The 23,691-nt window shown below is 72.0% G+C and carries 19 protein-coding genes; 13 read left to right on the top strand and 6 right to left on the bottom strand.

What is annotated here, in order from left to right; genetic code table 11:
- Nucleotides 1–23 precede the first annotated feature (23 nt).
- The 4 genes from PX701_RS10250 to PX701_RS10235 form a co-directional block, all read right to left on the bottom strand.
- Nucleotides 24–1,166: an ABC transporter ATP-binding protein gene (locus PX701_RS10250; RefSeq protein ID WP_275506227.1), complete on the bottom strand. Its 1,143-nt coding sequence runs from the start codon at nucleotides 1,164–1,166 to the stop codon at nucleotides 24–26.
- Between the two features lie 76 nt (nucleotides 1,167–1,242).
- The gene (locus tag PX701_RS10245) at nucleotides 1,243–2,781 is read right to left on the bottom strand and encodes a DHA2 family efflux MFS transporter permease subunit (protein ID WP_275506226.1); all 1,539 of its coding nucleotides are present in this window, start codon (nucleotides 2,779–2,781) and stop codon (nucleotides 1,243–1,245) included.
- 50 nt (nucleotides 2,782–2,831) lie between these two features.
- Nucleotides 2,832–4,457, bottom strand: a complete 1,626-nt coding sequence (locus PX701_RS10240; RefSeq protein ID WP_231428676.1) for an LVIVD repeat-containing protein — start codon at nucleotides 4,455–4,457, stop codon at nucleotides 2,832–2,834.
- Nucleotides 4,458–4,597: 140 nt separating this feature from the next.
- Nucleotides 4,598–5,548 carry a LysR substrate-binding domain-containing protein gene (locus PX701_RS10235; RefSeq protein ID WP_275506225.1) on the bottom strand — a complete coding sequence of 317 codons (951 nt, stop codon included), beginning with the start codon at nucleotides 5,546–5,548 and terminating at the stop codon, nucleotides 4,598–4,600.
- Nucleotides 5,549–5,631: 83 nt separating this feature from the next.
- On the opposite strand from PX701_RS10235, the gene PX701_RS10230 reads away from it, so the two are divergent.
- From PX701_RS10230 to PX701_RS10180, 11 genes are all read left to right on the top strand, one after another.
- A complete protein-coding gene (locus PX701_RS10230) occupies nucleotides 5,632–7,140 on the top strand; it encodes a 2-hydroxymuconic semialdehyde dehydrogenase (protein ID WP_275506224.1) in 1,509 nt (502 codons plus the stop codon).
- A complete protein-coding gene (locus tag PX701_RS10225; protein ID WP_275506223.1) occupies nucleotides 7,137–8,027 on the top strand; it encodes a 2-keto-4-pentenoate hydratase in 891 nt (296 codons plus the stop codon). Before PX701_RS10230 ends, PX701_RS10225 begins: the two co-directional genes overlap by 4 nt.
- Nucleotides 8,024–8,980 (top strand): acetaldehyde dehydrogenase (acetylating), encoded by a 957-nt coding sequence (locus PX701_RS10220; RefSeq protein WP_275506222.1) that lies wholly within the window; start codon nucleotides 8,024–8,026, stop codon nucleotides 8,978–8,980. The genes PX701_RS10225 and PX701_RS10220 overlap by 4 nt, the downstream gene beginning before the upstream one ends.
- On the top strand, nucleotides 8,977–10,044 hold the full coding sequence (gene dmpG, locus PX701_RS10215) for a 4-hydroxy-2-oxovalerate aldolase (RefSeq protein ID WP_275506221.1): 1,068 nt from the start codon (nucleotides 8,977–8,979) through the stop codon (nucleotides 10,042–10,044). Before PX701_RS10220 ends, dmpG begins: the two co-directional genes overlap by 4 nt.
- A complete protein-coding gene (locus tag PX701_RS10210; RefSeq protein ID WP_231428681.1) occupies nucleotides 10,041–10,832 on the top strand; it encodes a 2-keto-4-pentenoate hydratase in 792 nt (263 codons plus the stop codon). The genes dmpG and PX701_RS10210 overlap by 4 nt, the downstream gene beginning before the upstream one ends.
- Entirely contained in the window at nucleotides 10,829–11,293 is a 465-nt protein-coding gene (locus tag PX701_RS10205) for a RidA family protein (RefSeq protein ID WP_231428682.1), read from the top strand. Before PX701_RS10210 ends, PX701_RS10205 begins: the two co-directional genes overlap by 4 nt.
- Complete coding sequence (locus PX701_RS10200; RefSeq protein ID WP_231428683.1) at nucleotides 11,290–11,814, top strand: 3-hydroxyanthranilate 3,4-dioxygenase; 525 nt, start codon at nucleotides 11,290–11,292, stop codon at nucleotides 11,812–11,814. Before PX701_RS10205 ends, PX701_RS10200 begins: the two co-directional genes overlap by 4 nt.
- Before the next feature lie 5 nt (nucleotides 11,815–11,819).
- Entirely contained in the window at nucleotides 11,820–12,812 is a 993-nt protein-coding gene (locus PX701_RS10195; protein WP_231428684.1) for an amidohydrolase family protein, read from the top strand.
- A 55-nt stretch (nucleotides 12,813–12,867) separates the two neighbouring features.
- Complete coding sequence (gene kynU, locus PX701_RS10190) at nucleotides 12,868–14,184, top strand: kynureninase (protein WP_275506220.1); 1,317 nt, start codon at nucleotides 12,868–12,870, stop codon at nucleotides 14,182–14,184.
- A 232-nt stretch (nucleotides 14,185–14,416) separates the two neighbouring features.
- Nucleotides 14,417–15,976, top strand: a complete 1,560-nt coding sequence (locus PX701_RS10185) for a PucR family transcriptional regulator (RefSeq protein WP_275506219.1) — start codon at nucleotides 14,417–14,419, stop codon at nucleotides 15,974–15,976.
- Nucleotides 15,977–16,266: 290 nt separating this feature from the next.
- Nucleotides 16,267–20,607: an alpha-L-fucosidase gene (locus tag PX701_RS10180; RefSeq protein WP_275506218.1), complete on the top strand. Its 4,341-nt coding sequence runs from the start codon at nucleotides 16,267–16,269 to the stop codon at nucleotides 20,605–20,607.
- A 55-nt stretch (nucleotides 20,608–20,662) separates the two neighbouring features.
- Here PX701_RS10180 and PX701_RS10175 read toward each other — a convergent pair whose 3' ends face one another.
- Both PX701_RS10175 and PX701_RS10170 read right to left on the bottom strand, forming a co-directional pair.
- The gene (locus tag PX701_RS10175) at nucleotides 20,663–22,096 is read right to left on the bottom strand and encodes a GH1 family beta-glucosidase (RefSeq protein ID WP_231428688.1); all 1,434 of its coding nucleotides are present in this window, start codon (nucleotides 22,094–22,096) and stop codon (nucleotides 20,663–20,665) included.
- 87 nt (nucleotides 22,097–22,183) lie between these two features.
- Nucleotides 22,184–22,867: a PadR family transcriptional regulator gene (locus tag PX701_RS10170; RefSeq protein ID WP_231428689.1), complete on the bottom strand. Its 684-nt coding sequence runs from the start codon at nucleotides 22,865–22,867 to the stop codon at nucleotides 22,184–22,186.
- Between the two features lie 60 nt (nucleotides 22,868–22,927).
- Here PX701_RS10170 and PX701_RS10165 point away from each other — a divergent pair, with 60 nt between their 5' ends.
- Together PX701_RS10165 and PX701_RS10160 are read left to right on the top strand one after the other, a co-directional pair.
- Complete coding sequence (locus PX701_RS10165; RefSeq protein ID WP_231428690.1) at nucleotides 22,928–23,377, top strand: SgcJ/EcaC family oxidoreductase; 450 nt, start codon at nucleotides 22,928–22,930, stop codon at nucleotides 23,375–23,377.
- Nucleotides 23,378–23,481: 104 nt separating this feature from the next.
- Nucleotides 23,482–23,670, top strand: a complete 189-nt coding sequence (locus PX701_RS10160) for a DUF1918 domain-containing protein (protein WP_231428691.1) — start codon at nucleotides 23,482–23,484, stop codon at nucleotides 23,668–23,670.
- Nucleotides 23,671–23,691: the final 21 nt, after the last annotated feature.

Genomic DNA, 23,691 nt, shown 5'->3' with positions numbered 1-23,691 from the left:
GTGGGGTGAATCGGGTGGAACTCCTAGTCGGCGAGCACGCGGCACGCCGGGGGCGCGAGCTCGATGAACACCGAGCTCCCGTTCGCGGGCGAGTCGAGGGGCGCGCCGCGCGCGACGAGCGTGCCGGCGACGCCCTGCCCGTCGAGCACCTCGACTTCGACCTCGACGATCTCGCCGAGGAACTCGACGCGCACGACCCTGGCGGGCAGCACGTTCGGCCGGTCGGGCGCGGTCTCGTGCCAGCGCACGCTCTCGGGCCGGAAGGTGACGGTGACCTCGCTGCCCGTGCCGAGCTCGGCCGGGCAGGGGGTTACGAGCTTCGTGCCGAACGCCGAGACGATCGCGTCGCCGTTCGCGTCGCGCCCCTGCACGACCGCAGGGATCATGTTGACCCGTCCCACGAAGTCGGCGACGAAGCGGTCGGCCGGCTGGTAGTAGAGCTCGCGCGGCGTCGCCTCCTGCACGATGCGGCCCCCGTTCATGACCGCGACCCGGTCCGACATCGACAGCGCCTCCGACTGGTCGTGCGTGACGTAGAGCGCGGTGATGCCGAGCTGCTGCTGCAGCCGGCGCAGCTCGTTGCGCATGGTGTCGCGGAGCTTCGCGTCGAGGTTCGAGAGCGGCTCGTCGAGCAGCAGCAGCTTGGGCCGGTGGGCGAGCGCGCGGGCGAGCGCGAGGCGCTGCTGCTGCCCGCCCGAGAGGGCGGTCGCGGGCCGGTGCGCGTAGCCGTCGAGCTGCACGAGCTCGAGCGCCTCCATCGCGCGCTTCCTCGCCTCCTGCTTCGGCAGCCGGCTGCCCGACACCTGCAGCGGGAACACCGCGTTGGCGAAGACGCTCATGTGCGGCCAGATCGCGTAGTTCTGGAAGACCATGCCGACGTCGCGCTTGTCGGGCGAGACGTGCGACGACGCGGTCGAGAGCACCCTGCCGTCGAGCGAGATGGTTCCGCCGTTGCTCGTCTCGAGCCCGGCGACGCACCGCAGCGTGGTCGTCTTGCCGCAGCCCGAGGGGCCGAGCAGCGACGTGAACGTGCCGGGCTCGATCGTGAAGGTCACGCCCTTGACGACGGGCACGTCGGCACCGTCGAGCGAGTAGTGCTTCTCGAGGCCGTCGACGATCAGGCGTCCGCCTCCGTCTGCTGCGGTCGTGGGGTGCGGCGTCGTCACTGACGGCCTCCTTCGGTTTCGTATTCAGGATCCAGAAGAACGGTGCGGATGCCTCAGCGAGGCGTTGCGACGGCCATCAGTGCTCGGCGCCCGAGGTCGAGACGGCGGTGCTGCCGGATGTCGCGGCCGTCGTGGTCGCCGACTGCGACGCCGACGTTCGCTCGCCCCATCCGACGGTGACCTTCGGCTTCGCGAAGAACGCCACGACCCCGGCGCACACCACGAACCCGGCGACCGCGAGCAGCAGCGACTGCGACATCGCGGCCGAGAACCCGCCCGCGAGCCCGGCCGGCAGCGCTCCCCCGCCCGCCCGGGCCGCGTCGGCGTCGAAGCCCGGCAGCTGCGCCGCGAGCGTGAGGCTCATGAGCGCGGCGATCGCGGCCGAGCCGAGCACCGACCCGACCTGGCGGGTCATCGTGTACACGCCGGACCCGGCACCCGCCTGGTCGCGCGGCAGGTTGCGGGTCGCCGTCGACGCGAGCGGGGCGAAGACCCCCGAGATGCCGAGCCCGAGCACGGCCGACGGCAGGAGCAGCAGCCCGAGCGAGACATCCGGGCCCATGAGGGCGCTGTACCAGGACAGCGCGAGCGCCGACGTCGAGAGCCCGGCGAGCGACACCCACTTCGGGTCCACCCGATCGCTGAGCCGGCCGACGAGCGGCGCGAGCACGCCCGAGATCACGGCCATCGGGATGAGCATGAGCGCCGCCTGCGTCGGCGTGAGCCCGCGCGCCACCTGGAAGTAGAACGCGAGCGGCAGCGGCATGGCCGTCATCGCGAGTCCGACGAGCGAGATCGCGACGTTCGAGAGCGAGAAGTTGCGGTCGCGGAAGAGCCCGAGCGGCAGCAGCGGCTCGGCCCGGTTGAACGCCTGCCAGACCACGAACCCGGCGAGCACCACGATGCCGGCGACGATCATGCCCCACACGGTGACCGGGCCCGCGATCGTGCCCCAGTCGTACGTCTGCCCCTCCTGGATGCCGAACACCACGAGGAACATGCCGACCGCGCTCAGCACGACGCCCAGCCAGTCGAAGCGGTGCGCCCGCGTCTCGAGGTCGGGCACGAGTCGCCACGCGGCGACGAAGGCGACGATGCCGACGGGCACGTTGACGAAGAACACCCACTGCCAGCCGAGGGAGTCGACGAGCACGCCGCCGAGGATCGGGCCGACGAGCGTCGCGACCCCCGCGACCGAGCCCCAGAGGCCCATCGCCGCGCCGCGCTGCTGGGGCGGGAAGACGCGGGTGATCACGGCCATCGTCTGCGGGGTCATGAGGGCGGCGCCGAATCCCTGCAGGGCGCGCGCCGCGATCAGCAGCGCGATCTCGCCCGAGAGCCCGCACCACAGCGAGGCGAGCGTGAACACGACCAGCCCCACGAGGTAGACCCGCTTGGGGCCGAACCGGTCGCCGAGGCGGCCCGTGATCAGCAGCGGAACGGCGTAGGCGAGCAGGTACGCGCTCGTCACCCAGATCACCGAGGTCAGGTCGGCGTCGAGGTCCTCGAGGATCGCCGGGTTCGCGATCGACACGATCGTCGTGTCGACGAGGATCATGAAGAACCCGATGACGAGCGCCCACAGGGCGGGCCAGGGCCTGGCGGTCTGGTTCATGGTCGGCTTTCGCACGGGTCGGCTCTCACAGGGGGATGTCTCTGAGCCGACTAGCTCGCGGCGGCGGCGCCCGCGTCGGGCAGGCCGGTGACGGGCTCGCCCAGCAGGGGCGTCGACACGGCGTAGATGCCGTGGTTCGCGAAGAGCCAGATCAGGTTGCGGTCCCACTCGACGAAGATGCCGTGCACCGGCGCTGCGAGGTCGTCGTCGTCCTTGAGGCCCATCGGCGGCACGAAGTAGGCGCCGACCTTCGGGTCCTCGGGGTCGCGGACGTCGAAGATCTGCAGCCCCGCCGCGTAGAACGCGTAGGGGATCACGCCGCCGTGCGGGGTGCCGGTGTTCGTGAAGTAGCCCGAGCGCTTCGGCCCGAACGACCCTCGGCGCTGCGCCCAGTCGGTGAAGGCGGCCTCGGCCGGCGGAAGCGGCCGGGGCAGGGTGCGCACGACCCGCGGGTTGGTCGGGTCGCTGACGTCGACCTGGTAGATCTCCTTCGCCGGCTCGTAGCAGTCGGTGTTCATCGGGTAGCCCGAGACGTAGACGTAGCCGGTCTCCTCGACCTGCGTCGTGTCGACGTTGTCGCCCTCCGTGCCGGCGACGCTCGTGGGCAGCTCGCACCATCCGACGTGGTGGATGTTCGCCGGGTCCGAGACGTCGAGCACGAAGAAGCCCTGGCCACCCTGGGCGGCGTAGCCGTACTTCCAGCCCGACTCGACCGAGCGCGGCATGAACACACCCATGCGCGAGCCGAACCAGCTCGTCTTGTTGTTCCACCGGTCGTTGCCGGCGAGGACCTCGGAGTCGTCCTCCTCACCCGCGCGGGTGCCGGGCACCCACCACTGCGAGAGCAGCTCGGGGTTCGCCGGGTCGGAGACGTCGTAGGCGGCGTGGCCGGCGGCCCACAGCGTCGTCCTGTACGGCTGGTTCGTGAAGGTGTTGTCGGGGGCCGTCGCGACGAAGAGGTACTTGTCGCCGTAGTAGACGGGCAGGTCGAGTACGCCGTTGCCCTCCTGGATCTCGTCCGGCCCGTGGTTCGGGTCCGTCGAGATCTCGGTGAGCAGCGTCCAGTCGCGCGGGCTCGGCCCGTTCATCTCCCAGGTGCGGAAGCCGCGCAGGCCCTCCCACTCCAGCAGCTGCCCCTCGACGGTGTCGTCGGTCCACTTGTTGGCGACGCGCCCCTTGAGGAAGTAGCGCGGGGTCTCGCTGGCCTGGATGGCGATGTGCTTGCCGAGCTGCTCGTTCCACTGCACGGTGGTCGCGCCGAACTGCGGGCGGGGGTCGGTCCAGCCCCACTGCTCCTCGTCGACGATCTTCAGGTCGCGCGGGTCGGTGATGTCGTAGAGCTTCCAGTGGTTGCCGCCGCCGTAGTGCAGCATGTATCGGGTGCCGTCGACGTCGTAGATGCACTGCCACGAGTGGCTCGTGTTGACGACGATCGGGTAGAACGCCTCGGCCTGCGCGTTGAGGGCGTAGGTCTCGGGGTCGCGGTAGTCGAGCTGGCCGGGCCAGTCGACGAACACGTCGCGCGGGACCGAGGGGGTCGAGGCCGGCGGCAGGAAGGTGCCGTCGGGCTGCATGCCCCAGCTCGCGGGGTCGGGGTCCGCCGGCTCGCCGGCCACCCGCTCGAAGTCCTCGGGGCGGTACTTCTTCGCGTCGGGAACGTAGGGAGAGCCGGCCATGTCGCCTCCATTGGCAGCAGGTGAGTGGGATCGTGACGACGCGGGGGCGCCGTAGATTCAGCGTCATCCGATCCAGCGATGCTGTCCAATATCAATACGGCTCGGAGCCATGACCAATCGGGCATATCGCCCAGCGTTCATCAACCCGCGGAGTGCGCGTGCTCGCGCTCGAACTCGGCGAGCCGGGCACCCTCCTCCCGCAGGTGGGCGAGCAGCGCCGCCGCGGCGGCCGACGGCGCGCGGTCCTTCGGCATCGTGACCCCGACGGACCGCCGGATCGAGCTCAGCGCCGTCGGCAGGAGGCGCAGCTCCTTGTCGTCGACCGCGATGAACATCGGCAGCGCCGCGATGACGTCGGTCGTCACGAGCAGGTTCCGCAGCGTCAGCATCGAGGTGCACTCGACGCGGTCGGCGGGCAGCGGCAGCCCCTCGTGGAAGAACACGGCCTCGAGCTCGGCGCGCAGCGCCGTCTGGGCGACGGGGAAGATCCACGGGTACGCGACGAGGTCGGCGAGCGCGGTCGAACGATGGTGCACGGGATGCCCCGCCCTCGCGACGAGCCGGATCGGCTCCTGGTGCAGCCGCTCCTGCTCGAGCCTGACCGGCACGCTCGACGAGAGCCGGCCGACGGTGAGGTCGAGGTCGCCCGCGAGAAGCAGCTGCTGCAGGGTGTCGGGCGTGCCCTCGCGCACGACGACGGTGAGTCGCGGGTGCTCCCGCTTGAGCCCGGCGATCGCCCTCGGCAGCAGCAGGTTCGAGCCCGCGAGGTGCGTGCCGACCGTCACGGTGCCGAGCTGGCCCGACTGCAGCAGCCGCACCTCCTCGCCCGCGACGCGGAGCTCGGCGAGCACCGACCTGGCGCGCTCGATGAACGGACGGCCGTACTCGGTCGGCGTCACACCCCGCGGCAACCGCTCGAACAACGGCACCCCGAGGATCTCCTCGGCCTCGCGGAGCCCGCGGGTCACGACGGGCTGGGTGATGTGCAGCGCCTCGGCGGCGCGCACGAGCGTGCCCTCGTCGGCGATGGTGGTGACGAGCACGAGATGCCGGATCTTGAGCCGGCCGTCCAGGAGTCGATCGGTGGCCATGCCGCAGGACTATAGCCGAAAGGGCATGGCAGTGCAGCAAGAGAGTATTTGTCGGCATCCCTCCGCCTTCCTAGCCTGAAGCCATGCCAACGCAGACGACGACGTCGGCGGTGACGGCGACCGCCGCCCCGCCCGCCCCGAACCGGCTCCGCAACTTCATCGGGGGCGAACCCGTCGACGGCGTGCGCGGCTTCGACAAGACGAACCCGGTCGACGGCTCGCTCGTCGCGATCGTGCACGAGGCGGGCGCCGACGAGGTCGACCGTGCGGTCGCCGCGGCGCGGGCCGCGCTCGAGGGCGCGTGGGGCCGCATGACGGTCGCCGACCGCACCCGCCTGCTGCGCCGGGTCGCCGACGTCATCGACCGCCGGGCCGACGAGCTCGTCGCGGCCGAGGTCGGCGACACCGGCAAGCCCGAGACCCTCGCCCGCGACCTCGACGTCGCCCGGGCGTCGGCGAACTTCCGCGCCGCGGCCGACACGGTCTCGTCGGCCGGCCTCGACTCGTACCTGACCGAGATGCCCGACGGGCGCCGCGCGCTGAACTACGCCGTGCGCAAGCCGCTCGGCGTCGTCGCGGTGATCGTGCCGTGGAACCTGCCGCTGCTGCTGCTGACGTGGAAGCTCGCCCCCGCCCTCGCCGCGGGCAACACCGTCGTCGTGAAGCCCTCCGAGGAGACGCCCTCGTCGGCCACGCTCCTCGCCGAGATCCTCGTGGAGGCGGGCGTGCCCGCCGGCGTCGTGAACGTCGTGCACGGATTCGGCACCCGCTCGGCGGGCGAACTGCTGACGAGGCATCCCGGCATCGACGGGGTCACGTTCACGGGCGAGTCGTCGACCGGGTCGGCGATCATGCGAGCGGTCGCCCCGCGGGTGCGGCCGGTCTCGTTCGAGCTCGGCGGCAAGAACGCCGCCGTCGTCTTCGCCGACGCCGACCTCGATGCCGCGATCGCCGGACTCGCCCGCTCGACCTACCTCAACACGGGCCAGGTCTGCCTCTGCACCGAGCGCATCTACGTCGAGCGCTCGATCTTCGCCGATGTCGCGGCCGGGCTCGCCGAGCAGGCGTCGCGCCTGCGGCTCGGTCGCCCCGAGGACCCGGCGACGACGACCGGCCCGCTCATCTCGCAGGCGCACCGCGACAAGGTGCTCGGATACTTCGAGCTCGCCCGCGAGGAGGGCGCGACGGTGCTCGCGGGCGGCGGCGTGCCCGCCCTCGGCGGCGACCTCGACGGCGGATCGTGGATCGAGCCGACCCTCTGGACGGGCCTCGACAACTCCCACCGCACGATGCGCGAGGAGGTCTTCGGACCGGTCGCCGCGCTCGTGCCCTTCGACACCGAGGAGGAGGCGATCGCGCTCGCGAACGACACCGACTACGGGCTCGCCGCCGTCACCTGGACGAGCGACCTCACCCGCGGCCACCGCGTCGCGCAGCGCATGCGCGTCGGCATGTCGTGGGTGAACACCTGGTACCTGCGCGACCTGCGCAGCCCGTTCGGCGGTGTCGGGCTCTCCGGCGTGGGCCGCGAGGGCGGCCGGCACTCGCTCGAGTTCTACACCGAGCCGACGAACGTGTGCGTGCAGCTGTGAGCGGGCAGAGCGCGCCGGCCTGGCCTGGCGAGCACGAGGTGACGGATGCCTCGGGCGCGACGACCTCGACGATCGGGGCCTCGAACGCGGATGCCTCGTGGCGCGACGCCGACGAACGGCTGCGCGCCGCCGCCCGCACCGGCGTGGCGTGCGCCCCCGTGCGCGAGCTCATCGGCGAGACCGACGAGCGCGCGGCCTACGCCGTGCAGTCGCTCGGCATCGAGCGGCGCCTCGCCGAGGGCCGCCGCATCGTCGGCCGCAAGATCGGGCTCACCTCGCCCGCCGTGCAGGCGCAGTTCGGCGTCTACACGCCCGACTACGGGGTGCTGCTCGACGACATGGTCTTCGCCGACCGCGAGCCGATCGACCTCGGCCGCTTCCTGCAGCCCCGCGCCGAGGCCGAGGTCGCGTTCGTGCTCGGCCGCGACCTCGACTCCCCCACGGCGCACGTCGCCGACGTGATCCGCGCGACCGAGTTCGTGCTGCCCGCGATCGAGGTCGTCGACTCCCGCATCGCGGGCTGGGACATCCGCATCACCGACACGATCGCCGACAACGCCTCGAGCGGGGCGGTCGTGCTCGGCACCACCCCGCACCGCCTCGACGGGCTCGACCTCGCGGGGGTGGGCATGCGGCTCGACCACGGCGGCGAACCCGTGTCGACCGGGTCGGGTGCCGCGTGCCTCGGCAACCCGGTGATCGCCGTCGCGTGGCTCGCCCGTGCCGTCGCGCGGCACGGCCGGCCGCTCCGTGCGGGCGAGGTCATCCTCTCGGGCGCCCTCGGCCCGATGGTCGCCGCCGCCGAGGGCGTGTTCCACGCCCGGCTCGACGGCCTCGGCGAGGTGCGGGCCGACTTCATCACGACCACGGAAGGAGCCGCGGCATGACGACCGGCGTCGCCATCATCGGATCCGGCAACATCGGCACCGACCTGCTCATCAAGGTCAAGCGCCTCTCGTCGACCCTGCGGGTCGTCGCGATGGCCGGCATCGACCCCGACTCCGACGGGCTCGCCCGCGCGCGCCGGATGGGCGTCGCGACGACGCACGAGGGCGTCGACGGCCTCGTCGCCATGCCCGAGTTCGAGGACGTCGAGCTCGTCTTCGACGCGACGAGTGCGGGCGCGCACGCCCGGAACGACGCGCTGGTCCGCGACGCCGGCCGCGTCATGGTCGACCTCACCCCCGCCGCGATCGGCCCCTACGTCGTGCCCGTCGTGAACCTCGGCGAGCACCTCGGCGCGACGAACGTCAACATGGTGACGTGCGGCGGCCAGGCGACGGTGCCGATGGTGGCGGCGGTCTCGCGCGTCGCGCCCGTCGCCTACGCCGAGATCGTCGCCTCGATCTCATCGCGCTCGGCGGGCCCCGGCACGCGCGCGAACATCGACGAGTTCACGCAGACCACGGCACGCGCGCTCGAGGTCATCGGCGGCGCCGAGCGCGGCAAGGCGATCATCGTGCTGAACCCGGCCGAGCCGCCGCTCATCATGCGCGACACGGTCTACTGCCTCGTCGAGCACGACGACGGGGCCCCGCTCGACGAGGCCGCCGTGCGCGCCTCGGTCGACGCGATGGTCGCCGACGTGCAGGGCTACGTCGGCGGCTACCGGCTCAAGCAGCGGGTGCAGTTCGACCCGGTCGACGAGCCCTGCGTGCCCGCGCTCGACCGGCCGTTCCGCGGTACGCGCGTGACCGTCCTGCTCGAGGTCGCCGGCGCCGGCCACTACCTTCCCGAGTACGCGGGCAACCTCGACATCATGACCTCGGCGGCGCTGCGCACCGCCGAGCGCCTCGTCGCCGAACGCGCGACCGCCGAACCGCAGGGAGCGAGCGCATGACCGAGATCACCCCCGACGCGACATCCCCCGACGGCCCGAAGGTCTACGTGCAGGACGTCACCCTGCGCGACGGCATGCACGCCATGGCCCACCGCTACACGCTCGACCAGGTCCGCGACATCTCGCGCGCCCTCGAGGCCGCGGGCGTCGACGCGATCGAGGTCGCCCACGGCGACGGCCTCGGCGGCTCGAGCGTCGCCTACGGCCAGGGCGCGCACAGCGACCGGCAGTGGATCGAGGCGGCCGCCTCGGTGCTCGAGCGCGCGAAGCTCACGACGCTGATCCTGCCCGGCATCGGCACGATCGACGACCTCGCCCGTGCCCGCGACCTCGGCGTCGCGAGCGTGCGCGTCGCCACCCACTGCACCGAGGCCGACGTCGCCGCGCAACACATCGGCTGGGCGCGCGAGCACGGCATGGACGTCTCGGGCTTCCTCATGATGAGCCACATGAACGACCCGCGCGGCCTCGCCGAGCAGGCCCGGCTCATGGAGTCGTACGGCGCCCACTGCGTCTACGTCACCGACTCGGGCGGGCGGCTCACGATGCGGGATGTCGCCGACCGGGTCGACGCGTACCGCGAGGTGCTCGCCCCCGAGACCCAGATCGGCATCCACGCGCACGAGAACCTCTCGCTCAGCGTCGCGAACAGCGTGACCGCCGTCGAGCACGGCGCCTTCCGCGTCGACGCCTCGCTCGCGGGGCAGGGCGCGGGCGCCGGCAACTGCCCCATCGAGGCGTTCGTCGCCGTCGCCGACCTCGTCGGCTTCGAGCACGGCTGCGACCTGTTCGCCCTGCAGGATGCCGCGGAGGAACTCGTCCGTCCCCTCCAGCGCCGGCCCGTCCGGGTCGACCGCGAGACCCTCACGCTCGGCTACGCGGGCGTGTACTCGAGCTTCCTCCTGCACGCCGAGCGGGCCGCCGAGCGGCACGGGCTCGACGCCCGCGACATCCTCGTCGAACTCGGCAGCCGCCGCATGGTCGGCGGCCAGGAGGACATGATCGTCGACGTCGCGCTCGACCTCGTCGAGGCGCGGTCCGCGGCCGCCGGAGGTGCGGCGTGACCGCCGCCTCGGCCTTCGCGGCGGCCCTCGACCGCGCCCAGCGCACCGCATCGCCGACGACCCAGCTCGCCGCCGACGCGGCGATCGGCCTCGACGCCGCCTACGCGACCCAGCACGCCCTCCTCGCCCGCCGGGTCGCCCGCGGCGAGCGCATCGCGGGCTTGAAGCTCGGCTTCACCTCGCGCGCCAAGGCGCAGCAGATGGGCGTCGACGACGTCATCATCGGCACCGTCACCGACGCCATGCGACTCGAGAACGGCGGGGTGTTCGACGTCTCGACGGCGATCCACCCCCGCATCGAACCCGAGGTCGCCTACCTGCTCGGCGACGACCTCGACGACCCCGCGCTCGCCGCGTCCGACGCGGTCGGCGCCGTCGCCGGGGTCGCGCCCGCGCTCGAGGTCATCGACTCGCGCTACCGCGACTTCACGTTCAGCCTCGACGACGTCGTGGCCGACAACGCCTCGGCCGCGGCGTTCGCGATCGGACCGTGGCGGTCGCCCGAGGCGGTCTGGCCGCTCGACAACCGGGCCGTCCGACTCGAGATCGACGGCCGGCTGTCGCAGGCCGGCTCGACCGCCGCGATCCTCGGCGACCCGGTGCGGGCGCTCGACGCCGCGCTCCGTCTCGCCCGCCGGCACGGCTTCGCGCTGCGCGCCGGCATGGTGCTGCTCGCGGGGGCGGCGACCGTCGCGGTGCCGCTGCCGGCCCGCGGCGTCGTCACGGCGCACGTCGCCGGGCTCGGCGAGGTCTCGGTGCGCGCGAACGGCGACGGGGGTGCGCGATGACCGACGCCCGAGGCATCCTCGTCACCGGCAAGGCGACGCCGCGCGGCCGGTTCCCGCACGCCCGGGTCTCGGGCGACCTCGTGTTCGTGTCGGGCACCTCGAGCAGGCGCCCCGACAACACGATCGCGGGCGCGGAGGCCGACGAGTTCGGCGCGACGCGGCTCGACATCGCCGTGCAGACGCGCGCCGTCATCGAGAACATCCGCGAGATCCTGTCCGAGGCGGGCTGCACGCTCGACGACCTCGTGCAGGCGACGAGCTACCTCGTCGACATGAACGACTTCGCCGGCTACAACGCGGTCTGGGCCGAGTACTTCGACGAGCGCGGGCCCGCCCGCACGACCGTCGCCGTGCACCAGCTGCCGCACCCGCACCTGCGCATCGAGATCCAGGCGATCGCGCGACGCCCCGACGCATCCCACGACCCCAGCGCCACAACTCTCGAGGAGGAGAACCAATGAGCACCATCCCACCCGTCATCGATTTCGCCGCGTGGATCAAGGAGCACGAGCACCTGCTCCAGCCCCCGGTGAACAACAAGCAGGCGTTCATCCCGATGAACGACTTCATCGTGCAGGTCGTCGGCGGCCCGAACCAGCGCACCGACTTCCACTTCGACCCGTACGAGGAGTGGTTCTACCAGTACCGGGGCAACATGCACGTCAACATCCAGACCGAGGACGGCCCGCAGCGCATCGACATCCGCGAGGGCGAGATGTGGCTGCTGCCCGGCAACGTGTACCACTCGCCCCAGCGCCCCGAGGCCGGCTCGATCGGCATCGTCATCGAGCGCATCCGCGAGGAGGGCACCCTCGAGAAGTTCGCCTGGTTCTGCCCGAACTGCAACGAGAAGGTGCACGAGGTCGAGCTGCAGGTGCGCGACATCGTCGAGGACCTGCCGCCCGTCTTCCGCGAGTTCTACGAGAGCGAAGAGGGTCGGACGTGCCCGAAGTGCGGCACCGTCCACCCCGGCAAGGGCTGAACCCGTTGGGCACGATCGACGTCCACACGCACTTCGTGCCGCACGCCTGGCCCGACCTCGCCGCCGAGGTCGGGCCCGGCGTCTGGCCGACGCTGCGGGTGGACTCCGAGCGCGAGGCGATGATCATGCTCGGCTCGAGCGAGTTCCGGCGCATCGACGACCGCTGCTGGAACGCCGAGGCGCGCCTCGCCGACATGGACGCCGACGGCGTCGAACTGCAGGTCGTCTCGCCGACCCCGCTCTTCTTCTCGTACACGGCGGCGGCCGACGAGGGCGCGAAGGTCGCACGCATCTTCAACGACCTCGCGCTCGAGCTGTGCGAGCAGGCGCCCGACCGGCTCGTGCCGTTCGCACAGGTGCCGTTGCAGAGCACCGACGCCGCGTGCGCCGAGGCGTCGCGCGCGATCGCCTCGGGCCACGCCGGCGTCGAGATCGGCAACCACGTCGGCGATCGCGACCTCGACGACGAGGGCGTCGTCACCTTCCTGCAGCACTGTGCGGCCGAGGGCATCCCCGTGTTCGTGCACCCGTGGGACATGGCGAACTCGCCCCGCCTCGACCGCTGGATGGCGCGCTGGCTCGCGGGCATGCCCGCCGAGACCCACCTGTCGATCATCTCGATGATCCTCGGCGGCGTCTTCGACCGGGTGCCCGCGTCGCTCCGCATCGCGTTCGCGCACGGCGGCGGGTCGTTCGCGTTCTGGCTCGGCCGCTTCGAGAACGCCTGGCACCAGCGGCGCGATCTCATCGGCGTCAGCGAGCGGCCGCCCTCGGACTACCTCGACCGGTTCAGCGTCGACTCCGTCGTGTTCGACCCGCCTGCGCTGCGGCTGCTCGTCGACACGCTCGGCGCCGAGCAGGTCATGGTCGGCAGCGACTACCCGTACCCGCTCGGTGAACGCCCCGTCGGATCGGTCGTCGACCGCGCCGAGTTCCTCAGCCCCGCCCAGTGCGAGGCGATCCGCCGCGGAAACGCGCTGCGGTTCCTGGGGCGGTAGCGCCCCTCGGCCACCCCTTTGGCCTCGCCTCGACCCACGATCCGGAGAACCGCACATGAGCCTCGCGACATCCCCCCAGCTCACGATCGACCGCGCGACGTGCGCCGCCCTCGACGCGGCCGACCCGCTCGCCGGGTTCCGCGAGCGATTCGACCTTCCCGCGGGCGTCGTCTACCTCGACGGCAACTCGCTCGGAGCGCTGCCGAGGACGACGCCCGCGCATGTCGAGCGGGTCATCCGCGAGGAGTGGGGCACCGGGCTGATCCGCAGCTGGAACGACGCGGGCTGGTTCGACAAGCCGCGCGCGCTGGGCGACCGCATCGCCCCGCTCATCGGTGCCGCCCAGGGCGAGGTCGTGCTCGGCGACTCCACGTCGTCGAGCCTGTTCCAGGTCGCGGTCGCGGCGACCAGGCTGCGACCCGGCCGACGGGTGATCGTGTCGGAGCGCGGCAGCTTCCCGACCGACCTGTACATCCTCGAGGGCGTCCAGGAGCTCGCGGGCGCCGACACCGGCGGGCCGCTCGAGCGACGGCTCATCGACGACGAGGCCGACCTCGACGACGTTCTCGGCGACGACGTCGCGGTCGTCGTGCTCACTCACGTGAACTACCGCACGGGGCGCATGTACGACCTGGCCGACGTCACCCGGCGGGTGCACGAGGCCGGCGCGCTCATGGTGTGGGACCTCTGCCACTCGGTCGGCGCCGTGCCGGTCGACCTGGCCGGCGCCGGCGCCGACTTCGCGATCGGGTGCACGTACAAGTACCTCAACGGCGGACCGGGCTCGCCCTCGTTCATCTGGGTCGCGGAGCGGCACCAGGCCGAGGCGCGCCCCGCGCTCACCGGGTGGCACGGGCACGCGAGGCCGTTCGACTTCGGCCTCGACTACGCGCCGGCCGACGGGGTCGCCCGGTTCCGGGTGGGCACCCCGCAGCTGCTCTCGGTCGCGGGGCTCGAGGCGAGCCTCGACGTGTGGGCCGACGTCGATCTCGAAGCGCTGCGCGAGAAGAGCCTGCGCCTCACCGAGCTGTTCATCTCGCTCGTCGACACCCGGCTCGCGCGGTGGGACGTCGAGGTGGTCTCGCCCCGTCAGTCCGCGCGCCGCGGCAGCCAGGTCGCGCTGCGGTTCGGCGGCGACGACGGCGTGCGCGACGGGCTGCCCGAGACGGCCGACGGCTACGCGGTCATGCAGGCGATCATCGGGCGCGGCGTCATCGGCGACTTCCGCGCGCCCGACCTCATGCGCTTCGGCTTCGCCCCGCTCTACGTCTCGCACACCGATGTCTGGGACGCGGTCGCGGTGCTCGAGGACGTGCTCGCGAGCGAGACCTGGCGCGAACCGCGCTTCGCACGCCGCAGCGCCGTCACCTGAGGGGCGCTCCGGCGCTCGGCGGCGGCGCGCCTCCCCGAACGTGCACTCGCCGCCCGAGAACCGGCGACGAATGCACGCTCGAGTGCGGTCGCGCAACACGGCTGGATGCCTCGGCGCCGATGTGTACACTCAGGGCATGATGTTCGCCGGCGTGTACACCAGCGTCGGCCGGGCAACCCCGACGGTCGAGTAGGCCGGCCGGGGCCGAGTCGAGACACCGAGGCACCCCCGCATGAAGCCCACCGTGCAGACACTGCTCGCCCGCCCCGAGCTGGGCCTCGGCCTCCTCACGCCCATCGAGTCGCTGTCGGCCGGCGCACTCGACGCGCCCGTCGTGTGGGCGCACAGCTCCGACCTCGCCGACCCGACGCCGTTCCTCGACGCCGGGCACGTGCTGCTCACGACCGGCACCCAGTTCGCCGAGGGCGTCGTCGGCGACGATGCGGGCGAAGCCGGGTTCGCCGACGCGTACGTCGCCCGCCTGCGCGCGACCGGCATCGCGGCGCTCGGCTTCGGCACCGAGGTCATCCGCGCCGGCACGCCCGAGGCGCTCGTGGCCGCCTGCACCGCGCAGGGCCTCCCGCTCTTCGAGGTGCCGTACCGGGTGCCGTTCATCGCCATCGCCCGCACGGTCGCCGACCTCATCGCCGAAGACGCGTACGCCCGTCAGGCGTGGGCGCTCGCGGCGCAGCGCGCGATCTCGCTCGCCGCCCTCCGGCCCGACGGCCTCTCGGCCACCCTCGCCGAGCTCTCGAACCGGCTCGGCACCTGGGTCGGGCTCATCGACGCGACCGGCACGCTCGACCGCGAGGCGCCGGCCGACGGACTGCCGCAGCCCGCGCTCGGCGAGGTCGTGGGCGAGGCCCGCTCGATGATCCGGCGCGGCCAGCGCGCGAGCCGCACCCTCGTCGCCGGCGAGTCGACCGGCGCTCCGCAGCGCATGACCCTGCAGACCCTCGGCGGCGGCGGGGCCCTGCGCGGAGTGCTCGCAATCGGCGACTCCGCCGAGCTCGACGCCGCCGGCCGGGAGGTCGTGAACGCGGTGATCGCCCTCGCCGGGCTCGCGCTCGAGCAGAACCGCGACCTCGACCGCGCCCGCGGTCACCTGCGATCGGGGCTGCTCCGCGGCATCCTCGACGGCGACACGGCGCTCGCCGAGCGCGTGTCGGCCGAGATGTGGGGGCCGCTTCCCGAGGCACCCGTGCGCGTCATGGTCACGGATGCCCCGGCCCAGGTCGACCGACTGACCGAACTGCTCGAACTGCGCGTCGAGGAGCGCGGCGGGCGACTGTTCTTCGGGCGGGACGACGAACGGTTCGTGCTCATCGTCGAGGAGGCCGACGCCCCGCTGGCCGAGGAGCTCGCGACCGAGTTCGAGCTTCCGGTCGGCGTCTCCGACCCGGTCGCCGAGGCGGGCGTTCCGCAGGCGCACGAGCAGGCGCTGCGCGCCCTCGACCGGGCGCGCGAGAGCGGCGCCGGCGTCGTCAACTTCGACGAGATCAGCCGGCAGGGCGTGCTCGCCTTCCTCGCGCGCACCGACGCACGCGCCGTCGCGCTCGCGACGCTGGCCCCGCTCACCGAGCACGATGCCGCGAACGGCACGACGCTCGTCGAGACCACGCGGACCTGGCTCGAGCACGGCGGCCAGTTCGACGCCACCGCGCAGGAGCTCGGCGTGCACCGGCACACGGTGCGCAGCCGCATCGCCCTCGCCGAGCGGCTGCTCGGGCGCGACCTCTCGGGCTTCCACGCGCGCGCCGACCTGTGGGCGGCACTGCTCGCGGTCGAGTAGCGCGGCGCTCGGCGCGCACCCCGCTCGGGAGGTCCCCGCGGCCGGGCGGCGGGTCACCGGGCCCGGCTGCGATGCCGCTCCGGCGCCATTGCGCGCGGGCACTCCGTCCACCCCGAGCCACTGACGCATCCTGCTCGAAGAGCAGTCTTCACATTCAGAAATCGTCAGGTCAACCCTTGCCGCTGACGCAGAGAATCGCTACGGTCATCCTATCTTTCCCTACGAAGGAGCCCGCAATGATGCGAATCTGGCCAGTGAAGACGCTGATTTCCACCTCAATCATCGGAGCAATGATCGGCGCGGCGGCGATCGTCGCCGCACCGGCGAATGCGGCTCCTGATGTTCGAACGATCACTCCGGCGTCGGCGGGGCCGACCGGCATCGACGCTGTCATCCCCCGCCCGACCGACTGGACCGCGGGTGACGGGACCGTCGGCCTCACCCGCGCCTCACGGCTGCTCGTCGACGGGCCGTCGCGCGACCTCGCACTGCTGCCCGCGGGCGAGGCCGCCTTCCCCGGCCCGGTCGCCGAGGTCACCCAGGATCTCGCGAAGCGCGTCGCGGCCGAGCTGCGAGACCTCACGGGGCTGCCGCTCAAGACCACGGGCGAGGTCGGCAAGGCCGCCGAGGGCGACATCGTGCTGCGGCTCGTCGACGACGAGGCGCTCGGCGCCGAGGGCTATCGCTGGTCGAGCGACGGCCCGATCGTCATCGAGGCGTCGACGACGAACGGCCTCTTCTACGGCACGCGCACCCTCGTGCAGCTGCTCGAAGCCGACGACGACCACCGCGACGTGCCGCGGGCGACGTCGACCGATGTGCCGACGCAGGCCGTGCGCATGATCCAGCTCGACGCCGGCCGCAAGTACTGGTCGATGGAGTCCCTCGAGAACCTGCTGCGCCGCATGGGGCAGCTCAGGCTCAACACGCTCTTCCTCCACCTGTCCGACTCGGAGGGCTTCCGCCTGTACAGCGAGAAGTTCCCCGGGCTCGCCGACCCCGAGCACTCGTACAGCAGGGAGGACATCGACCGGCTCAAGGCCCTCGCCGCCGAGCAGCACGTGCAGCTCATGGGCGGCATCGACGTGCCCGGGCATGCGACGGTCATCAGCGACGCGTTCGACATCGGCTTCGGCTCGGGCGATGGCGCCTGCACGCAGGCGCACACCCACTCGCACCTCACCCCCGACTGGATCATCGACATGACCCGCGAGGACGCGGTCGCGAAGACCGCCGAGATCGTCGACGAGTTCTCGTCGTGGTTCGACGCCCCGCTCTTCTCGATCGGCGCCGACGAGCTGCCGGGCCAGCTCGCGAACTGCCCCCGTGTGGCGCAGGCGATCGCCGACGATCCCGAGATCGACACCCTCGGCGACCTGCTCACGAGATACATCAACACCCTCGACGCGGTCATCACCGAGAACGGGGCGCGCACCGCGATCTACAACGGCGTCGAGCACATGTCGACGCCGAAACAGGATCTCAACGCCTCGGTGGTCGACCTCACCTGGGAGGGCACGGGCGCAGGCCCGGCCATCCCGGGGCACGACGAGATCGCGATCGGTCCCTTCTACCTGACGCCGAACAACTACCACAACCTCTACCCCGACGTCGCCTGGATGTACGACGAGTGGGCGCCGAACACGGAGGCGGACCTGCTCGGCTCGGGCATGCCGCACTGGGCCGACTACAACTTCTGGTCGGAGGACGCGTACTGGGAGCAGCTGAGCGCGCTGCCCCGGGCGGTGCTCGCCGACCGCTCGTGGAACGGCTCGGCGACGCCCGACGACCTCGCTGCGTTCACCGCGCGCTTCGACGCCCTCGCCGCTCCGGCCGGCCTCATGACGCCCGATCGGCCGAAGCGGGTCGACGACGGCGAGCCGTCGCACCGCTGGACGTTCGACGAGGCCGAGTACCCCTCGGGCTGGACGTGGGCCGGCAGCCCGGGAAACACGATCCTCGCCGAGGACGCGGCGGGCGACCTGCCGGGCTCGACCTACATCATCAACAACCCGACCCTCGTCGACGGCGGGGTGAAGGGCGAGGCGTTCCGGTTCGACCACAACCGCGACGGCGTCGGGTTCGGCGGGGTCGACGTCGCCGAGCCGTGGACGGTCTCGACGTGGGTCAGGCTCTCGTCCGACGCGGGCGAGCAGGTGCTGCTGACCTCGAAGGCGGGCGCGCTCAAGCTGCGCCAGACCGGCACCGGCAAGGTCGGATTCACCGAGTACGGCGTCGCCGACCACTCGTTCGAGTTCACCCTTCCGGCCGGGCGGTGGGTGCAGCTGACCTGGGTCGCGACGGAGGGCGAGACGACGCTCTACGCCGACGGCGCACGCGTGGGTCGGATCGCCGCGTCGATCCCGCTGCCCCTGCGCTCGGTCGGCACCCCGTCGGCGAGCCTGCGCGGCGACCTCGACGAGCTGACCACGTGGGACGAGGCGCTCGACGGCGACCAGGTCGCCGGCTGGTTCGACGGGTACGACGTACCGGCGTGGGACTACACCGCGTCGACCGCCTCGCTCAACTCGCACGAGAGCCCCGAATGGTTCGACGACGACAAGTTCGGCATCTTCGTCCACTGGGGCCCGTACTCGGTGCCCGCCTGGGGGCCGCGCGGCTCGTACGCCGAGTGGTACTGGAACTACATGAACTCGAACGGCTCGGCGACGAACCAGTATCACCGGGCGACGTACGGCGCCGACTACCCGTACGACCGGTTCATCGACGAGTGGAAGGCCGAGGAGTTCGACCCCGAGGCCTGGGTCGACCTCTTCAAGGACGCGGGCGCGAAGTACTTCGTGCTCACCTCGAAGCACCACGACGGCACCGCCCTCTGGGACAGCGATGTGAGCGGACGCGACACGGTCGACCTCGGCCCGAAGCGCGATCTCGCCGGTGAACTGTTCTCGGCCGCCCGCGACGACGGCGAGCTCAAGGCGGGCTTCTACTACTCGCTCTACGAGTGGTACAACCCGGCCTACACGGGCAAGCCGGCCCGCAATCCGTACACCGGTGCCGAGGTGCCGTACACGGGCGCCCCGACGGGGGTGGACTACGTCGACGACTACATGCTTCCGCAGATGCGCGAGCTCATCGACAAGTACGACCCCGACATCCTGTGGTGCGACGGGCAGTGGGAGAAGCCCGCCTCGTACTGGAAGACGGCGGGCGTCATCGCCGAGTACTACAACCGGGCGAAGAACGGCGAGGAGCCGCACGAGGTCGCCGTCGCGAACCGGTGCAAGATCGACTCCGGCTCGCTCGACTCGACGGAGCTCGACTTCCAGACGCCCGAGTACACGGTCAAGCCCGACATCGACACGAACAAGTGGGAGTCGAGCCGCGGCATCGCGCACTCGTACGGCTACAACCAGAACGAGCCGATCGAGGACTACCTCACGAGCGACCAGCTGGTCGAGTCGCTCATCGACATCGTGAGCAAGAACGGCAACCTGCTGCTCGACGTCGGCCCGAAGGCCGACGGCACCATCCCCGAGCTGCAGGCCGAGCGGCTGCGCGACATCGGCGCCTGGCTCGACGTGAACGGCGACGCGATCTACGGCACGACCTATTGGAACCGGGCCGACGAGCCGGCGTCCGACGTGCCGGTGCGGTACACGCAGCGCGACGGATCGCTCTACGCGACGGCCCTCGACTGGCCGGGCGAGCACCTCACGCTCGGCGGCGACCTGCCGTTCGGGGACGACACCTCGGTGAAGCTGCTCGGCTCCGACGGGACGGCGCTCGACTGGGCGCGCAACTCGGCCGGTGAGGTCGAGGTCGAGATGCCCGCCGACGGTGCCGACGCCACGACGTCGACCCACGCGTTCACCTTCGAGATCTCGAACCCGGGCGCCGACAGCCTCCTGCGCACGACCGTCCGGGTGCCCGAGGCGGTGCAGCGCGGAAAGACGGTCGTCGGGTCGGCCGTCATCGCCAACCCCTCGTCGAAGGCGTCAGCGAAGGCGGAGCTCGAGATCGCCGGACCGAAGGGATGGACCGTGCAGGCGGGCGGCGCCTCGGTGCCCGCACTCGGCCCGGGCGAGTCCTACGTTGTGCCGATCACGATCTCGGTGCCGGCGGGCGCCGATGCCGCGAGCGGCCGCATCGTCGTGACGACCACGACGGACGGTGTGTCGACATCGGCCGCCGCGACCGTGAAGATCGCACTGCCCAACCTCGCGAAGGGCAAGCCGGCGACGCAGTCGAGCATCGCGTGGGACGGCGTGCCCGCGCGCGCGGTCGACGGCGACCGCAACGGCGCCTTCTCCGGCAACTCGGTGACCCACACCTCGGAGCCGTCGAAGGAAGCCTGGTGGCAGGTCGACCTCGGCGAGAGCGCCGAACTCGACCGCGTGGAGATCTACAACCGCACGGACTGCTGCGGCGAACGTCTCTCGAACTACTGGGTCATGACTTCTGACGTGCCGTTCACGGCGAGCACGCTCGCCGATGCGCGGGCAGAGGCCGACACGGCGATCCGCGTCGCCGAACAGGCCGGTCGACCGTCGGTCATCGACCTGCCCGACGGGGCGACCGGGCGCTACGTGCGCATCCAGCTCGAGTCCGCCACCCTGCCGCTCTCGCTCGCCGAGGTCGAGGTGCTCGGGACACCGGCGGGCGGCTGAGGCCGCCCGTGGGCCGGGGCCGGGGACGCGTCGAGCGTCCCCGGCCCCGGCCGCGTCAGCGCTGCGCCGCGATCAGGTCGCGATACCAGGCGAACGAGTCCTTGCGGGTGCGCTCCCCCGTCTCGAAGTCGACGTGCACGAGTCCGAACCGCTGCGTGTAGCCCTGCGCCCACTCGAAGTTGTCCATGAGCGACCACACGAAGTAGCCGCGCACGTCGACGCCGTGCTCGATCGCGTCGGCGACGGCGCGGAGGTGCCCGTCGAGGTAGGCGATGCGCTCGTCGTCGTGCACGGCCCGGCCGTCGTCTCCGGCGCCGTCGGCCGCAGGCACGACCTCGTCGGGGTACGACGCACCGTTCTCGGTGATCACGACGGGCGGCAGCGCGTCGCCGTAGTCGCGCTGCAGGCCGACGAGCAGCTCGCCGAACGCCGCCGGCACGACGGGCCAGTCGAATCCGGTGACCGGTGTGCCCTCGGGCGGCACGACCGGTTCGAACGGCAGCCCGGCCGCGGCGAACTCCGAGCCCTCGGCGGGCGCGGCGACGTACGTCGGGTTGTACGAGTTGACGCCGTAGAAGTCGAGCGGCGCCGAGATCGTCTCGAGGTCGCCGTCTTCGAGCCCCGGAAACGCGTCGAGCCCGAACGCGGACAGGTCGGGGTAGGCGCCCGTGAGCACTGGGTCGACGAAGATGCGGTTGTAGACCAGGTCGAACGCGCCCGCGGCCATGAGATCGGCCGGATCCGACGAGGCGGGCACGACGAGCGTGTGGTTGTTCGTGATGCCCACTTCGACCGAGCCCGACCGCGAACCCGAACCCGACGCCGCGCCGGCACGGATCGCCGCGACCGCGAGCCCGTGGCCGAGCAGCTGGTGGTGCACGGTCGGCAGCGCGCCGAGCATGAGCTGCCGTCCAGGCGCCTGGGTCCCGAGCGCGTAGCCCTCAAGCGTCGTCATCGCCGGCTCGTTGAGCGTGATCCACCGGCCGACCCGGTCGCCGAGCCGGTCGAGCACGAGGCCGACGTAGTCGGCGTACCGCGAGGCGGTGTCGCGCACGAGCCATCCCCCGGCGTCCTCGAGCGGCTGCGGCAGGTCCCAGTGGTAGAGCGTCGCGAGCGGGGCGATGCCGGCCTCGGCGAGCGCGTCGACGAACCGTTCGTAGTGGTCGAGCCCCGCGGCGTTCGCAGGTCCCGTGCCGCCGGGCTGCACGCGCGGCCACGAGATGGAGAACCGGTAGTCGGTCGCGCCGAGCTCGGCGAGCAGGGCGATGTCGTCGCGGTAGCGCCGATAGCTGTCGGCCGCGACGAGCGCGTTCGACCCGTCGATGACCCGCCCCGGCTCGGCGGTGAAGGTGTCCCAGATGCTCGGTCCGCGCCCGTCGGCCGTCGTCGACCCCTCGATCTGGAAGGCCGCCGTCGCCGCGCCCCACCGGAAGCCGCGCGGGAAGGTCGGCGGCGCGGCCGCCGCCCGGTCGTCCAGGGGTGCGTTCATGTCGGGTTCCGCCGTCTCTGCGTCGTCGCGAGGCGAGCGCCCGAGGCATCCCCGCCTTGTGGGTCAGATGACCCACTTCGGACGAGCCTAGCGATCCCGCCCTCGACGGGGAAGCCCCACCGGGGATTCCGACGCCGACGCGTCCGCCGCCGATTCCCCCGGCAGCGGCATGGTCGCGACATCGGGCCAGTCGAGTTCGCCCGACTCGAACTCGCCGGCGAGCGCGGCCATCCAGTCGCGCTCGGACGAAAGGCGCGCCCGCTCGAACTCGGTCTCGATGAGCAGGATGCGCGGCACGCCCCGTGCTTCGGCGAGATCCGCCGCGATCCGGGCGAGCGCCAGGTCGATCGCCGCGACCCGTGCCCGCAGCGCGGCGATCGCCTCGTCGCGACCGAGCACGCCCATGAACGAGAGCGCCGCGTACGCGAGCACGGCGTCGGGGTCGGGCGACGCGAGCAGCAGGGCGACCCGCCGGCGCAGCTCGGCGCGCCCGGGCTCGGTGATGGCGTACCGGACGCGCTCCGGACGCCCGGTGGGCTGCTCGGTGCCCGCCTCGACGACGAGTCCGGCTGCCTCGAGCTTCGCGACCGCGTGATAGAGGCTGCGGGGCAGTCCGCCGATGAAGTCCTTGCGCGTGTCGACGATGAACCGGTGCATGTCGTACGTGTGCCGGGGCCCCTGGCTCAGGAGCGCGAGCACCGCGAGGGCGGGAAGGTCGCGGTCTGATCGCTGCAGTCGGTCGCGGCTCGTCACCGCCCCAGCGTAATCCATTCAGCGCATTCTGCATTAGTGCATGTTGCACTAATGCAGAATGCATGCGATGCTGTCGGCATGAACGAGACGCAGACACCCATCGACTCCGACGCCGACCGCACCGCCGTGCTCGACGCACTCGAGCGCATCCGCTCCGCATGGGACTCGGGCGACGCGAGCGCGTACGCCGCCGAGTTCACCGACGACGCGAGCTACGTGATCTTCGCCGGCCTGGCGAGCCTCGGCCGCGAAGCCATCCGACGCGACCACGTCCCCGTCTTCGAGCAGTGGCAGCGGGGTTCGCGCATGGCCATGCGCGTGCTGGACCTGCGCCTCGTCGGCCCCGACGTCGCGATCGCGGTGACCGAGGGCGGCATCGGCAAGCGCGCACGAATCCGCCTCGACAAGATGCAGACCTTCGTCATGGTGCGCGAGGCCGACGCCTGGCGGTGCGCCGCGTTCCAGAACACCAGGAAGAACCGGCTCTTCATCACGATGAACCGGCTCGCGGCGCCGCGCGATCGCTGAGCGGGAGGTCCGCGATCGGCACCGGCCCGGCCGCGCCCGCGCGACGCACCACTTCTCCGCGCCCCCACCCCCGGCGTACGCTGTAACCGTCGGAGGGGGTTGCAATGCAGGCCACGGTGGGCGAACGCCTCTTCATCCACGGAAAGCAGGTCGGCCAGCCCGGCCGGCACGGCGAGATCCTCGAGGTCCGCGGCGAGGACGGCGGTCCGCCGTACCTCGTGCGCTTCGACGACGGACACGAGACGCTGCTCTACCCGGGCGCCGACTGCGAGCTCGAACCCGCCGCCGAGTGAACCTGTGCCGCGGCATTCCAG

This window comes from Agromyces chromiiresistens (assembly GCF_029167465.1).
Classification (GTDB): domain Bacteria; phylum Actinomycetota; class Actinomycetes; order Actinomycetales; family Microbacteriaceae; genus Agromyces; species Agromyces chromiiresistens.
Note: the sequence above shows the minus strand (reverse complement) of the source record. Positions and strands in the feature narration are given on the sequence as shown.

Excerpts from the sequence above, each read along its gene's own strand:
- PX701_RS10165 (WP_231428690.1), top strand. The coding sequence starts at position 22,928 with ATGAACGAGACGCAGACACCCATCGACTCCGACGCCGACCGCACCGCC.
- PX701_RS10245 (WP_275506226.1), bottom strand. The coding sequence starts at position 2,781 with ATGAACCAGACCGCCAGGCCCTGGCCCGCCCTGTGGGCGCTCGTCATC.
- PX701_RS10200 (WP_231428683.1), top strand. The coding sequence starts at position 11,290 with ATGAGCACCATCCCACCCGTCATCGATTTCGCCGCGTGGATCAAGGAG.
- PX701_RS10205 (WP_231428682.1), top strand. The coding sequence starts at position 10,829 with ATGACCGACGCCCGAGGCATCCTCGTCACCGGCAAGGCGACGCCGCGC.
- PX701_RS10175 (WP_231428688.1), bottom strand. The coding sequence starts at position 22,096 with ATGAACGCACCCCTGGACGACCGGGCGGCGGCCGCGCCGCCGACCTTC.
- PX701_RS10170 (WP_231428689.1), bottom strand. The coding sequence starts at position 22,867 with ATGGATTACGCTGGGGCGGTGACGAGCCGCGACCGACTGCAGCGATCA.
- dmpG (WP_275506221.1), top strand. The coding sequence starts at position 8,977 with ATGACCGAGATCACCCCCGACGCGACATCCCCCGACGGCCCGAAGGTC.
- PX701_RS10235 (WP_275506225.1), bottom strand. The coding sequence starts at position 5,548 with ATGGCCACCGATCGACTCCTGGACGGCCGGCTCAAGATCCGGCATCTC.
- PX701_RS10220 (WP_275506222.1), top strand. The coding sequence starts at position 8,024 with ATGACGACCGGCGTCGCCATCATCGGATCCGGCAACATCGGCACCGAC.
- PX701_RS10160 (WP_231428691.1), top strand. The coding sequence starts at position 23,482 with ATGCAGGCCACGGTGGGCGAACGCCTCTTCATCCACGGAAAGCAGGTC.
- PX701_RS10240 (WP_231428676.1), bottom strand. The coding sequence starts at position 4,457 with ATGGCCGGCTCTCCCTACGTTCCCGACGCGAAGAAGTACCGCCCCGAG.
- PX701_RS10185 (WP_275506219.1), top strand. The coding sequence starts at position 14,417 with ATGAAGCCCACCGTGCAGACACTGCTCGCCCGCCCCGAGCTGGGCCTC.
- kynU (WP_275506220.1), top strand. The coding sequence starts at position 12,868 with ATGAGCCTCGCGACATCCCCCCAGCTCACGATCGACCGCGCGACGTGC.
- PX701_RS10180 (WP_275506218.1), top strand. The coding sequence starts at position 16,267 with ATGATCGGCGCGGCGGCGATCGTCGCCGCACCGGCGAATGCGGCTCCT.
- PX701_RS10230 (WP_275506224.1), top strand. The coding sequence starts at position 5,632 with ATGCCAACGCAGACGACGACGTCGGCGGTGACGGCGACCGCCGCCCCG.